We start from the raw sequence: 12,877 nt of genomic DNA on the forward strand, positions 1-12,877 counted from the left end.
GACTATCTGTCTTGAGGGGGGCTCGCGCGTCACCCCCGAGCGTCACCGGCGGCGCGCCGCGGCCAGTCGCCGCGCGGGGATGACGACGGCCGGCGGTAGCAGCAGGGCGGCGCCGTGAGCGGCCGTGCCGCGCACCCGCCCGTGCACCTCGACCCGTCGGGCCCAGGCCCTCGACACCCGTCGCAAGGGGGTCGTCGCCTCGTCCGTCGCCAGGTCGGCGACGTGCCGCGCCGCGCCCGTGAAGTACGTGCTCGACCACACCCCGCGCGACGGTCGCCGGCCCGAGGCCAGCAGCTCCTCGACCCGGTCGACGATCACGACGGGCGCGGGGCGGTGCCGGTCGCCGAACCAGCTGTGGACGAAGCTCGCGGACGGCGTGCCGAGGTCGTCCGCGTCGACCTGGTCGAACGTCCGGAGCAGGCCGCTGTCGAGGAAGACGTGGTTGCCGTGCCGCTCGTGCACGCCGAGGTCGAGCACGAGGGCCACCCGCACCCCCCGGTCGACGGCCTCGAGGCACGCGGTCGACGACATCGTGACCAGGAGGTCGACGCGGGTGAGCAGCTCCGGCACGGGCGTGTGGTCGATGCGGAAGTTGGCCGGCAGGTCGCCGCGCGGCAGGAGCCCCTCGGGCGCGTGCGCCATGCGGTGGAACGTGTCCTCGCCGGGACGGTGCCGGGGCTTCAGCAGCACCTCGCGCTCGGGGTGCCGTCGGGCGTGCTCCACCAGGCGCCGGTAGACGTAGGCGCGCTCCGGCGCCGTCGCGGGGACGGTCGGCTGGTCGGCGTAGAGCACCGTGGTGACAGCGCCCGTGCGGGGCGGACTCGGCTCGGACGACAGGAACGGCAGGCCCGTCAGCACGAGGTTGTCGGTCGGCACCCCCAGCGTGCTGCCGGTGCGCCGGAAGTGGGCCAGGTCGGCGGTCGAGTTGACCGCGACGACGTCGGTGCCCGACCGGTCGAGGTAGCCGGCCGTGATCTTCTCGATGATGATGCCGACCCAGCCAGACACGAGGACGGGGCCGGCCACGGGGTCGGCGAGCGTCGCGAGGCCGTCCGCGACGTCGAGGCTGAGCCGCCGCGTCGACGGGCCCGCGAGCGCGCTGACGACGACGTCGCTCGACAGGCACGCCCTGATGACGTCGTCCCACGGCAGACGGTCGACCCGATCGGCCCGTCCGGCGCGGTCGAACCCCGCGTCGCGCACCTGCCGGTCCGACAGGGCCGACCGGGTGTCGGGGACGACGACCCGCGTCGACACGCCGCGGGCCTCGAGCTCGTCACGGATGCCGGCGCACCACTTGAGCTGGGAGTCGAAGGCGGCGACGAGCAGAGCCGTGCGCGGCGTGCGTCCGGGCACGGGGTCGGGTGGAGCCACCTCCGCACGGTACCCGCGGCGGCGAGGCCCCGACGGGCCACGACCCGACGGTTCACCGACTGTTGGGCCGCGGTTGTCCGGGTCGTCGGCGCACGGGCGACAGGACGCCGGCCGGTCCGTGCGCGACCCGTGACGTTCGCGACGAGGAGCCGTCACGTTCACCGTCCGGTCGCCCGTGCTTCCTAGCGTCGGCACGACACCCGCCGGCCACCGGTCCGGCGCCGACGCACCACGCACCACGCACCGCCAGGAGGTGACCGATGACCCACGACCTCGTGACCGACCCCTCCGCGGCACCCCGGGCCTCGACCGGCAGCGTGTGCGCCGTGATCCCGGCCCGCGGCGGCTCCAAGGGCGTCCCGCGCAAGAACCTGCGCCTGCTGGGCGGCGAGCCGCTCGTGGCCCGGGCGGTGCGCACCGTGCGCGCCAGCTCGACGATCGGCGCGGTGTTCGTCTCGACCGACGACCCCGAGATCGCTGCGGTCGCGAGCCGGGCCGGTGCACGCGTCGTCGAGCGTCCCGCGGGACTGGCGGGCGACGAGGCGTCGTCGGAGTCGGCGCTCGAGCACGCCCTCGCCCACCTGGCCTCGCACGGCGTCGTGCCGGACGTGACGGTGTTCGTCCAGGCCACGAGCCCCTTCATCCGCGCGTCGGACGTCGACCGCGCCGTCGCGCTCGTGCGCTCGGGGGAGTGCGACGTGGCCTTCAGCGCGGTGCGCTCCGACGTCCACCTGTGGCGCCACGGCACGCACGGCCCGGAGGGCGTCAACCACGACGCGGCGGTCCGTCAGCGTCGTCAGGACCGCGAGCCCGAGCACGCCGAGACCGGCGCCTTCTACGTCATGCGCACCCGCGGCTTCCGCGAGCACGGGCACCGCTTCTTCGGCCGGCTGCAAATCGTCGAGGTCGACCCGGCCGAGGCGCTCGAGATCGACACCGAGCACGACCTGGCCCTCGCCGAGCTGGTCCACTCGCGGCGCGAGACGGTGCTGAACCCGCTGCCGTCGCCGATCCGCGCGCGGGCCGTCGTGACCGACTTCGACGGCGTGCACACCGCCGACCGCGTCACGGTCGACCAGGACGGCGTCGAGTCGGTCGAGGTCAACCGCTCCGACGGCATGGGCGTGGCCCGGCTGCGACGTGCCGGGGTCCCGTTCCTGATCCTGTCGTCCGAGACCAATCCCGTCGTCCGCGCGCGGGCCGCCAAGCTCGGCGTCGACGCCGTGACCGGCTGCGACGACAAGCTGCGTGCCCTCACCGACTGGGCCGACGGGATCGGCGTCGACCTGGCCGACGTCGCTTTCCTCGGCAACGACGTCAACGACCTGGCCTGCCTGCGTGCCGTCGGCTGGCCCGTCGTCGTCGCCGACGCCCACCGCGACGTCCGCGCGGCGTCCCCCATCGTGCTCCGCCGCCACGGTGGCGACGGAGCGGTCCGGGAGCTCGCAGACCGCGTGCTCGCCGGACACGAGGCGAGGCCGTCCGACGACCTCGTCACCCCAACAGAAGGGCAACGACCATGACTGAATGGGTCCAGATCGGCGACGAGATCGTCGGCCACGGCCGTCCGACGTACGTGATCGGCGAGATCGGCATCAACCACAACGGCGACGTGGCGGTGGCCAAGAAGCTCATCGACGTCGCGGCACTCGCCGGGGCGCAGGCGGTCAAGTTCCAGAAGCGCACGCCCGACATCTCGACGCCCGCCGACATGAAGGCGACCCGCCGCGAGACGCCGTGGGGCGAGATGAGCTACCTCGAGTACCGCTACCGGGTCGAGTTCGAGCGTGAGCAGTACGGCGAGATCGCCGCGCACGCCCTCGCCCAGGGCGTCGACTGGTTCGCGTCGCCGTGGGACGTGCCGTCGGTCGAATTCCTCGAGGAGATGGGCGTCTCGACCCACAAGGTCGCCTCCGCGTCGGTCACCGACCTGCCCCTGCTGCGCGCCCTCGCCGAGACCGGCAAGCCCGTGATCCTGTCGACCGGCATGAGCACGATCGAGCAGATCGACACCGCGGTCGAGATCCTCGGCACCGACGGACTCGTCATGCTGCACGCGACGTCGACCTACCCGCTGCCGCCGGAGGAGGCCAACCTGCACATGATCCCCGTGCTGTCGGCCCGCTACCGCGTGCCGGTGGGCTACTCGGGCCACGAGCGCGGCCAGCAGATCTCGGTCGCCGCGGTGGCGCTCGGCGCGACGGCCGTCGAGCGCCACATCACGCTCGACCGCGCGATGTGGGGCTCCGACCAGGCGGCGAGCCTCGAGCCGCACGCGTTCATGGACCTCGTCCGCGACATCCGCGTCGTCGAGAAGGCGCTGGGCGACGGGGTCAAGCGGGTCATGCCGGGCGAGCACGCCCAGCTGAAGCGCCTGCGCCGCGTCGACGTCGCCGCGGCCGCGGTGTGACGCAGGACGTCCCCGCGACGTCGACGGCACGCAGCGCGGCACCGGCACCCCCACCGCCGCGGGCGCTGTTCGTCACCGACTCCGACTCCTACGTCAAGTGGGGGGCGGCGCTGGCCGGGCAGGTGCCGGACGACTGGGCCGTGCGGCTCGTGGTGCTGCGGGGCAACGCCGAGCCCAGTGCGCGGCAGGTCGTCGAGGCGCTGGCCGGCACGCGGTTCGTCGCGCCGGACGTCGAGCGCGCCGACCGCGCCGGGCTGATCGACCTGCTGACGACGTGGCACCCCGACGTCGTCGTCGCGGCGGCGCGGGGCATGGCCGTCGAGTCGCTCGGTGCGCTGCTGGCCGAGACCGGCGGTCGCCCCGTCGTCGTGTCGGGGCTGGCCGGCATCTCGATCCCGGTGCTGGCCCCCGGGCTGCGGTACCGGCGGTGCGCCGACGTCTTCGTGCTGCAGAGCCGGCGCGAGCTGCGCGAGTTCACGGCGGTCGACCAGCACCACCGCTTCGAGCTGACGACGATCCCGTACCTGGTCGGCCGCGACGGTCCGGCGATCGAGCCCGACGGTCCCGCCGTCGTGCGCGACCGCATCGTGTTCGCGGCCCAGGCCATGGTGCCGGCGTCGCGGCGCGACCGGCTGTGGATGCTCGAGCGCCTCGTCGAGACGGCGTGGGCGCACCCGCACCTGACGGTCGTGGTCAAGGTGCGCGCCCGCGACGGCGAGCCGCAGACGCACGTCGAGCAGTTCCCCTACGAGGACCTGCTGGTCGGTCTCGCCGAGGCGGGGACGCGTCTGCCGCCCAACCTGACGGTCGAGGGCGGTGCGATGGGCCGGCACCTGCGGCGGGCTGTGGGCCTCGCGACGATCAGCTCGACGGCGCTGCTCGAGGCCGTGGCGCAGGGGGTGCCGTGCCTCGCGATCGACGACTTCGGCGTCGGGCACCGGCAGATCAACACCGTGTTGGTGGGCAGCGGCCTGCTCGGCCCGACCAGCCGCCTGGTGGCCGCGGACTTCCGGCACCCGGCACCGGAGTGGCTCGACGACAACTACCTGCACGACCCGGCCGAGAACACGTGGGTCGCGGCGGTCGAGGAGCTGCTCGCCCGCCGCAGCCGCGGCGAGCTGCCACCGCTGCCGCGTCGGTCGCGCTCACCCGTGCGGCGCACGCGGGCCGCGGTGCTGGAGCGGCTGTCGTTCGTCCCGCCGCGCGACCGCGCGGCAGGTCTGCACCGCGCCTTCCTGCTGGCGGGGTTCTGGGAGCACCGTCGGCGCTGGGCCGTCAGGCCGGGTGAGCCGAGGGCGCCGGGTCGTCGGCGGGTCGCCGACGACGGCGCTCCCACCAGCCGCACCCCGTCATGACGGCCGCGGCGAGGGCCCAGCCGGCGAAGACGTCGACGACGTAGTGCTCGGCGTAGTAGACCAGCGCCGTCGCCATCAGCAGGGGGTAGACCAGCAGGAGCCAGCGCCAGGCACCGCGCAGCCGCCAGATGCCGTACAGCGCGATCAGCATCGCCAGGCCGGCGTGCAGCGAGGGCATCGCGGCGACGGGGTTGCCGACCTTCGCGAGCGCGACGTGGAACCCGCCGAGGCCCAGGTCGTCCCAGCCGCGGCCCGTCAGGCGGGGGAGCGGACGGTCGACGTAGCCCTCCTTCGACGCCAGCCACGGCGGCGCCATCGGATAGAGCACGTAGATCACCAGCGCCGCGAAGTTGATGACGACGTAGCGCCGCATCCACGGCAGCCACGTCGCGCGGTCGCGCAGCCACAGCACGACGGCGAGCGTCAGGCCCGCCACGAAGTGCGTGAAGTACACCGTCGTCAGCACCTCGTCGTACCAGCGCGGCGGGCTGGTGCCGCTGCACGGCGCCGCGCACAGGGCGTCCTGGAGGCGGGCCGTGGGCAGCTCGCCCCCGCCGATCCACTCGTCGACGCGGATCGGCATCGTCCAGTGCACCGGCATCGCGACGATCTCGTCGGACAGGCCGCGGCTGTAGAGGTACAGCACGAGCAGCGCGAACGCCGGCCACCAGTCGCGCGGGAACGCCAGGTGGGCCCGCCACGGGGCGCGGACGTTGAAGGCGATCGTCGCGAGCCACAGCCAGAAGAACAGCTGGAACGGATCGGTCGGCACGCCGATCAGCACGACGCCGGTCGCGAACAGCACCGCGAACACCGCGAGCGCGGGTGCCCGCCAGCGCCACGGGGTCGTCGCAGCGCGCTCGGTCGTCGTGGTCACGAGCAGCTGCCGGGTGTCGCGAGCGGGCGGGGACGCGAGCGGTCGAGCCAGATCGTGCGGCCGCAGACGTCGGCGACCTTGCGGTAGCGCATCGCCAGCACGCGCTCGAGCGCCGCGGGGTCGACGCCCCACGAGTCGATGCCCGACCAGTCGACGAACCACACGGGACGCTCGGGACCGGCCATGACGGCCGACATCTGCGCCAGGTCGGGGTCGAGCGTGCGCACCGGCAGGCTCCAGAGGTACGGGTACGGGCTGGCCATGTGCGCCGCGGCGAGCACGTTGGGCTGCCCGTAGGCCACGACCGCGGTGTCGTCGGCCGCGCCGGACGCCTTGAGCCAGCGGCCGACGGTGCGCGCGTCGACGCCGTCGGTGGGCGGCCTGACGACTGACCACACCAGGTTGCCGGCGGTCAGCGCCACGACCACGGCGGCCGCGACGGTGCGGGTGCGCGGTCGCACGCGGCCCGCGACCAGGCCGACCGCGAGCGCCGAGGCCGGCACGAGCTGCAGCAGGTAGTGGCTCCAGTAGCTGCCGCCCAGCAGCGCCGACGCCGTCACGACGACGATGACGACCCACGTCGCCTGCAGGACGGGATCGCGACGCCGCAGCGCGTTCACGGTCGTCAGCACCGCCACCAGCGCCAGCCCGCTGACGACCCACGTGACGACCAGCACGGCGAGGCGCTCGGCCGTCGCGTCGGACGCCGAGGTGCGGATGACCTCGCCGGCGTCGGCGCGGAACGTGACCAGCGCGTCGAAGAGCTCGCCGGGCGACGTGCCCCGCGCGTTCGCCGCCGCGAGGCCGGCCGCGACCGCCAGCAGGAAGCCGATCACGACCGACACGATCGCGGTGACCGCGGTCGAGCGCTGCTTGCGGTTCCAGCCGACCAGCAGCGCCAGCACGATCGAGAACACCAGGCCGTCGACGATCGTCTGCTTGATCATCACGGCCCCCGCGCCGAGCACGCCCGCCGAGCCGGCCCACAGCCACGTGCGGCCGCTGGGTCGCACGAGGGCCTGGGCCGACAGGGCGAAGCCCCAGGCGACGCACGCGCCCGCCAGCATCTCGCCGTTGGTGCGCGGGACGCCGAACCAGTGCGCGGCACCGAACAGTGCGGCGGCGCCGGCGGCCCAGCGCGCGGCCTGCTCGCCGCCCGCGACGTGGGCGGCGCGGGCGACGCCCAGCACCGTCAGCACCGAGGCCGCGAGCCCCCACATCCGCAGGGTCGTGACGGTGCCGGCGAGCTCCATGACCCAGATCAGCAGCGGCGGACGGTCGACCCAGTACGAGCCGTAGAGCGACGTGCCGTGGTCCCAGCCGGCACCCACGATGAGGAAGCCCGCCTCGTCGCGTCCCGCGGGCTCGCCCAGGTACAGCAGCCGCACCACGACCATGGCGCCGACGACGCCCAGCAGGTACGCCGGCAGGGTCGACCGGCCGCGTCGGCGCTGTCGGCCCCGGCCGTTCCGCGTGCTCCCGCCGCGCGAGGGCGGTCGGGCCTGCGACCGCGACCGGGTGGCCGGCCGCGGGGTGCGCTGCGTGGCCATCAGGGTCCGGTGGCGCCGGCCGCGCGACGGGCCGCCCACTCGCGGTCGCGCAGCTGCATCGCGTCGCCGCACGCCGCGACGAAGCGGGCGGTGGCGACGCCGGGGCTCGGGTCGCCGAGGTAGTGCTCGACGAGCGCGGCCCGGGCCGCCCGCGCGGGATCGGACGCCAGGTGGGTCGCGACGACGTCCGCGAACGCGTCGCCGGGGGCGAGCTGCGGCACGGCGTCCATCAGGGCGCTGGGGGGATACGGGACGGTCGGCGTCGTGACGAGCAACGGCCGGCCGGTCGGCAGCCAGCTCAGCGTCACGGCCGAGACGTCGGTGACGAGCAGGTCGGCGTCGGCGAACGACTGCTCGATCGGCACGTCGGTGTCGACGCGGTCGGCGAGCTCGCGCACCGCGGCGTCGGCCGCGGCGTACGACGGGCGGATGACGCCGTTGAGCGGGTGGGGCCGGTACACGACGCGGTAGCGGCCCGACAGCGCGCGCACGAGGTCGACGCCGTGCGTCTCGAGCGACCCGTACGAGACCGACGGCTGGGAGGCCTCCCACGTGGGGGCGTAGAGCACGGTGGGGCGCGACGGGTCGGGCGCGGGCACGACGACGGGGGCGGCGTCGAGCTGTGGCTGGCCGATCAGCACGCTGCGGGCCGCCGCGTCGTAGAGCATGACGGCCGAGGCGGTGCGCTCGAGCGCGGCCCGACCGGCCAGGAAGCACAGGTCGTACGCCTTGACCTGGTTCGAGACCGAGACGCCCTTGTCGCTGTCGCCGTGACCCAGGTAGACGTGCACCAGCGACGTGAACCGCAGGCTCTCGAAGTTGACCGGGTCGTGGTTGACGTACAGCGCGAGCTTGACGTCCGACAGCGACAGGATCTCGTCGAGCTGGCCGTAGCGCGCCAGCGTGACGCAGTCGAGACCCGTCTCGTCGCGCACGACACGGGCCGTCCGCGAGTCCTTGAAGACGCACACGACGGGGTGCGTCGCGTCGAGCGCGGCGAGGGCGTGGAACCAGGGGCGCAGCTGGTAGAGGCTGTCGAGGGTCGTCGGGAAGTACAGCATGACCTGCTGGTCGAAGCGTCGCCCGAGGCGCGACTCGTCGGTCAGCTTGTCGGGCATCCCGGCGGGCAGCAGGCGCGACCGCCGCAGCCGCCCGATCGCCCAGGTGCGCAGGCGGTGGACGAGCCCGACTCGGGCCTCAGACGCCATGGACGTCGCGACGCGGCCCGGTGAGGGGTGAGCCGTCGGTGCTCGTGCTGCCGGAGAAGTGGGGCGCCAGCACGTTGTCGACCATGCTGAGGGCCGAGCCGATCGCCATGTGCATGTCGAGGTACTGGTAGGTGCCGAGGCGTCCGCCGAACAGCACGCCCGGCTCGGCCGCGGCGAGCTCGCGGTACGCCAGCAGCCGCTCGCGGTCCTGCGGCGTGTTGACGGGGTAGTACGGCTCGTCGTCGGCCTCGGCGAACCGGCTGAACTCGCGCATGATCACGGTCCGGTCGGCGGGGTAGTCGCGCTCGGGGTGGAAGTGGCGGAACTCGTGCACGCGGGTGTGCCCGACCTCGGGATCGGCGTAGTTCATGACCGTCGTGCCCTGGTGGTCGCCGGTCGGCAGCACCTCGGTCTCGAAGTCGAGGGTGCGCCACGACAGGTCGCCGTGGGCGCTGTCGAAGTACCGGTCGACGGGGCCCGTGTACACGACCGGGGTCACCCCCACGCACGCCGCCTTGTTGAACGGCTGGCTCTCGTCGAAGAAGTCGGTGTCGAGGGTCACCGTGATGTTGGGGTGGTCGGCCATCCGCTCGATCCACGCGGTGTACCCGTCGACCGGGAGCCCCTCGTAGGTGTCGGAGAAGTAGCGGTTGTCGTACGTGTAGCGCACCGGGAGCCGGCTGATGATGTCGGCGCCCAGCTCGCGCGGGTCGGTCTGCCACTGCTTGGCGGTGTAGCCCTTGATGAACGCCTCGTAGAGCGGCTCGCCGATCAGCGAGATCGCCTTCTCCTCGAGGTTCGTGGGCTCGTGCGTCAGCCGGGCGGCCTGCTGGGCGACCCAGGCACGCGCCTCGTCGGGGGAGTAGGCGGCGCGCTGGAACTGGTTGATCGTGCCGAGGTTGATCGGCATCGGGAAGACCTCGCCGCGGTACGTCGTGTAGACGCGGTGCTGGTACGGCGTGAAGTCGGTGAAGCGGTTGACGTACTCCCACACGCGCCGGTTGGACGTGTGGAACAGGTGGGCGCCGTAGCGGTGCACCTCGATGCCGGTCTCGGGATCGGCCTCGGAGTACGCGTTGCCGCCGATGTGCGGACGACGGTCGATGACCTGCACCGTCAGGCCCAGCTCAGTCGCGCAGCGCTCGGCGACCGTCAGCCCGAAGAAGCCCGAGCCGACGACCAGCAGGTCGGCGCTCACGGGCGTCCGCCCGCGGGGGGCAGGGGAGCGGGCACGTCGGCGGGATCCATCGGGCGCCACGTGTCGTCGCGCCACAGGGCCCGGTTGGCGCGGAACCCGCGGGCGAGGTCGCCCAGTCCCTTGAGCGTGTGCTGCACGACCACGAGGCGGAAGACCTCCTTGGCCAGGGTCAGCGCCGTGCCCAGCCCGAAGCCGAGCCGGTTGAGCTTGCCGTACTCGGCGAAGTACCGACCGACGTACGCGCGGTTGCGGATGACGTGGAAGCGGAACAGCGGGCTGCCGTCGTTGAGGTGACGGATGCCGAGGTTGACCTGCTTCTGCTCGCGCTTGCGCTTGAGCACGAACGCGTCGACGTACACGACGTCGGTGTGCTGGGCGGCCAGCCACGCGTACGCGGCGTCGTCCCACGAGATGAAGAAGCGCGGATCGGGCAGGCCGATCGTGCGGACGACGTCGGCGTGGACCAGCATGCCCTCGAACGTCCCGGAGTTGGTGATCGCGTAGCCGTCGCGGCCGAACTGCTTGCCGCTGTAGGGCAGGGGCACGCCGAGGAACTCGTTGAACTTGGCCTGCCAGTAGAACGGCGAGCCGTCGAAGTCGTACCGGCGGCCGTGGATGACCTGGAAGCGCTGCATCCACGGGGCGAACTGCTCGATCGCGTCGGGCAGGATCTCGACGTCGTCGTCCATCAGCCACACCCAGTCGGCGCCGAGCTCGAGCGCGACCCGGGTGCCCTCGCTGAAGCCGCCGGACCCGCCGGTGTTGGTCGCGAGGCGGTGGTTGACCAGGACGCCGTCGGGGAAGTCGGCGGCCGCGGCGGCGACGACGTCCTGCGTGTCGTCGGTGCTGGCGTTGTCGACCACGACGATGCGGAAGGGCTGCGTGCGCATCGCGGCGGCGCTGGCCAGCAGCTCGCGCAGGAAGGTCGACCGGTTGTACGTCACGATCGCGATGACGATGTTCCCGGTAGCCGAAGTCACCGGATCACCTTATCTGGTCGTGATCGTCGTCCCGGCCATGCGCGCCGAGCCCGGTCAGAGGAGGTCGCTGGCGTCGGTCGGGGGGATCTCGCTGGTGGGCGTGCCGTCGCGGTAGGCGGCCCGGTCGGCCTCCGACCGGGCGATCATGGCGTCGATCGCGGCCTGGAACGACTCGAGCGAACGGTGCTCCGGCGGGCCCAGCAGGTACGCCGCGAGCGACGCCCGCCGCTCGGCGTGCAGGTCGGGGCTCACCCGCGTCACGACGTCGATGAACTCGGCGATGCCGCGGCCGTCGCGCCCGATCGTCGTGCCGGCGCCGGTCGACGGGAACTCCTCGCGGAACGCGGCGTCGTCGAGTTCGGTGTGGTTGAAGACCGCGTACGGCTTCTCGCTGGCGAGGAAGTCGCTGACGACGCTCGAGATGTCGGTCACGAGCGCCGTGGCCCGGTTGAACCACTCGTTGATCGAGCCGCCCTTGACGACGCGGTGGTCGATCCCGGTGCGGGCCGCGGCGTCGTCGATCAGGCCCGCGATGCGCGCCAGGACGAAGCGGTACTTGGCGTCGCGCTGGCCCGTGAACGGGTGTGCCTTGAACACGACGCGCACGGGCGGCTGGGCCGCCAGCAGCGCCTCGACGACGCGCACGCCGACGGCCGAGACCGACGAGTACTCCTGGTCGAGGTTGACGCCCTCCCACGTGGGTGCGTAGAGCACGGTCGGCACGTCGTCGGCGCCGAGAGCCGGCTCGCGCGAGATCGCGTGCACCTGCGGACGTCCGACGTAGCGGTACTGGCCCTCGTGGATGCCCAGCCCCGAGCGGCGGTAGCGGTCGGCGCCGGCCTCGCCGGCGACCCACAGCTCGTCGTACGCGCGCGAGAACGGGTTGTTCGAGGCGCTCTTGTCGCTGTCGCCGTGGCCGATGAACGCGCTCATGAGCGTCGGCAGCCGCAGCAGGTGGATGTTGTTGCCGGTGTTGGCGGGGTACAGCGCGATCCGCGCGGCCCGGAAGTCGAGCATCAGCAGCTCGCCGGGGTCGCGCAGCTCGAGCGCGGGGATCGACGTCGACGCCATGCGGCCGAACAGCGGCGGGTCTCGCAGGACGATGAAGACCCGGCGGTCGAGCGACTCGAGCGCCTCGAGCCACGTGTTGATCTGGTAGGCGGCGGTGTCGGGACCGCTGAGGTGCACGACGACCTCGGGCCGGTAGTCGTCGAGGAAGTCCTGCACCCGGCGCAGCGGTCCGGTGAACCCCGTGGCCCGCTTCTGCTGGCGCATGCGCCACGACGCCCGCATGTCGGGCACCGACGCCGCGACCAGCACGCCGATGCCGACGGCGGCCAGCGCGACCACGAGCCACCACGGTGCGCCGACCAGCGTCGGCACCAGCACCAGCAGCTGGCTCACGACGACCTCGACGACACGGGCCGGGGGAGCGTCGTGGATGCGCGTGTCGCCGGGGACGTTGCGGGTGCGCATCGGCTTGAGCGGGCCGATCTCGCGGTACGTGACGTGCAGGGCGCGGGCGCACAGCACCACGACCTCGGCGACGCCGACGGCGGCCAGCGCGCGCCACGCGCCCACCGAGTCGGCGTGCTCGGTCGCGACCAGCGCGACGACGAGTCGCAGGGCGAAGCGCATCGGGACGCCGACCGACGCGTGGCGCAGCAGGATGCCCGCCGCCGCCGGGCGTCGCTCGAAGAAGGCCTCGCCGACGACGGACACGAGCAGCAGCAGGAGCGCTGCGATCTCGAGGCCCGCGACGGCGCAGAGGACCGCCAGCAGGAGTCCGCCGACGGTCGCCGCGAGGGCGGGGAGCTCCTGGGTTCTGCCCAGTCGGGAGGCGGCCGCGCTGGCGGCGTTCACGGGAGAGGGCATATCGACGAAATTATCACGAGGGGGGCGGCCCGATCCTGGGGTAACGTCGT

10 protein-coding genes are annotated in these 12,877 nt (G+C 73.3%); 3 read left to right on the plus strand and 7 right to left on the minus strand.

Going from position 1 to position 12,877, the window contains the following annotated elements; translation table 11 throughout:
- Positions 1 to 42: 42 nt before the first annotated feature.
- Positions 43 to 1,374: a DUF6716 putative glycosyltransferase gene (locus ASD10_RS08540; RefSeq protein ID WP_200938193.1), complete on the minus strand. Its 1,332-nt coding sequence runs from the start codon at positions 1,372 to 1,374 to the stop codon at positions 43 to 45.
- 260 nt (positions 1,375 to 1,634) lie between these two features.
- Between ASD10_RS08540 and ASD10_RS08545 the strand changes: the two genes are divergently transcribed.
- From ASD10_RS08545 to ASD10_RS08555, 3 genes are read left to right on the plus strand one after another with little or no spacing between them, the layout of a single operon-like run.
- A complete protein-coding gene (locus ASD10_RS08545) occupies positions 1,635 to 2,897 on the plus strand; it encodes an acylneuraminate cytidylyltransferase (protein ID WP_082556105.1) in 1,263 nt (420 codons plus the stop codon).
- Positions 2,894 to 3,784 carry an N-acetylneuraminate synthase family protein gene (locus ASD10_RS08550; protein WP_056607319.1) on the plus strand — a complete coding sequence of 297 codons (891 nt, stop codon included), beginning with the start codon at positions 2,894 to 2,896 and terminating at the stop codon, positions 3,782 to 3,784. Before ASD10_RS08545 ends, ASD10_RS08550 begins: the two co-directional genes overlap by 4 nt.
- Positions 3,781 to 5,139, plus strand: coding sequence for a DUF6716 putative glycosyltransferase (locus ASD10_RS08555; protein ID WP_056607321.1), 1,359 nt, complete (start codon positions 3,781 to 3,783; stop codon positions 5,137 to 5,139). Before ASD10_RS08550 ends, ASD10_RS08555 begins: the two co-directional genes overlap by 4 nt.
- Here the strand turns inward: ASD10_RS08555 and ASD10_RS08560 are convergent.
- The 6 genes from ASD10_RS08560 to ASD10_RS08585 are packed head-to-tail and all read right to left on the minus strand — an operon-like array spanning position 5,060 to position 12,827.
- Positions 5,060 to 6,016, minus strand: coding sequence for a phosphatase PAP2 family protein (locus ASD10_RS08560; protein WP_056607323.1), 957 nt, complete (start codon positions 6,014 to 6,016; stop codon positions 5,060 to 5,062). The two genes, ASD10_RS08555 and ASD10_RS08560, sit on opposite strands and share 80 nt — an antisense overlap.
- Positions 6,013 to 7,566 (minus strand): hypothetical protein, encoded by a 1,554-nt coding sequence (locus ASD10_RS08565; protein WP_157432510.1) that lies wholly within the window; start codon positions 7,564 to 7,566, stop codon positions 6,013 to 6,015. The genes ASD10_RS08560 and ASD10_RS08565 overlap by 4 nt, the downstream gene beginning before the upstream one ends.
- Positions 7,566 to 8,774 carry a CDP-glycerol glycerophosphotransferase family protein gene (locus ASD10_RS08570; RefSeq protein ID WP_056607327.1) on the minus strand — a complete coding sequence of 403 codons (1,209 nt, stop codon included), beginning with the start codon at positions 8,772 to 8,774 and terminating at the stop codon, positions 7,566 to 7,568. Before ASD10_RS08570 ends, ASD10_RS08565 begins: the two co-directional genes overlap by 1 nt.
- On the minus strand, positions 8,764 to 9,972 hold the full coding sequence (gene glf / locus ASD10_RS08575; protein WP_056607328.1) for a UDP-galactopyranose mutase: 1,209 nt from the start codon (positions 9,970 to 9,972) through the stop codon (positions 8,764 to 8,766). The genes ASD10_RS08570 and glf overlap by 11 nt, the downstream gene beginning before the upstream one ends.
- Complete coding sequence (locus tag ASD10_RS08580; protein WP_056607330.1) at positions 9,969 to 10,952, minus strand: glycosyltransferase; 984 nt, start codon at positions 10,950 to 10,952, stop codon at positions 9,969 to 9,971. Before ASD10_RS08580 ends, glf begins: the two co-directional genes overlap by 4 nt.
- Before the next feature lie 54 nt (positions 10,953 to 11,006).
- On the minus strand, positions 11,007 to 12,827 hold the full coding sequence (locus tag ASD10_RS08585) for a CDP-glycerol glycerophosphotransferase family protein (protein WP_157432511.1): 1,821 nt from the start codon (positions 12,825 to 12,827) through the stop codon (positions 11,007 to 11,009).
- Positions 12,828 to 12,877: the final 50 nt, after the last annotated feature.

Source organism: Aeromicrobium sp. Root472D3 (assembly GCF_001426485.1).
Lineage (GTDB): Bacteria > Actinomycetota > Actinomycetes > Propionibacteriales > Nocardioidaceae > Aeromicrobium.

What these genes read in the sequence shown, in the direction of transcription:
- ASD10_RS08545 (WP_082556105.1), top strand. Translation starts at nt 1,635, where the DNA reads ATGACCCACGACCTCGTGACCGACCCCTCCGCGGCACCCCGGGCCTCG.
- ASD10_RS08550 (WP_056607319.1), top strand. Translation starts at nt 2,894, where the DNA reads ATGACTGAATGGGTCCAGATCGGCGACGAGATCGTCGGCCACGGCCGT.
- ASD10_RS08565 (WP_157432510.1), bottom strand. Translation starts at nt 7,566, where the DNA reads ATGGCCACGCAGCGCACCCCGCGGCCGGCCACCCGGTCGCGGTCGCAG.
- ASD10_RS08570 (WP_056607327.1), bottom strand. Translation starts at nt 8,774, where the DNA reads ATGGCGTCTGAGGCCCGAGTCGGGCTCGTCCACCGCCTGCGCACCTGG.
- ASD10_RS08585 (WP_157432511.1), bottom strand. Translation starts at nt 12,827, where the DNA reads ATGCCCTCTCCCGTGAACGCCGCCAGCGCGGCCGCCTCCCGACTGGGC.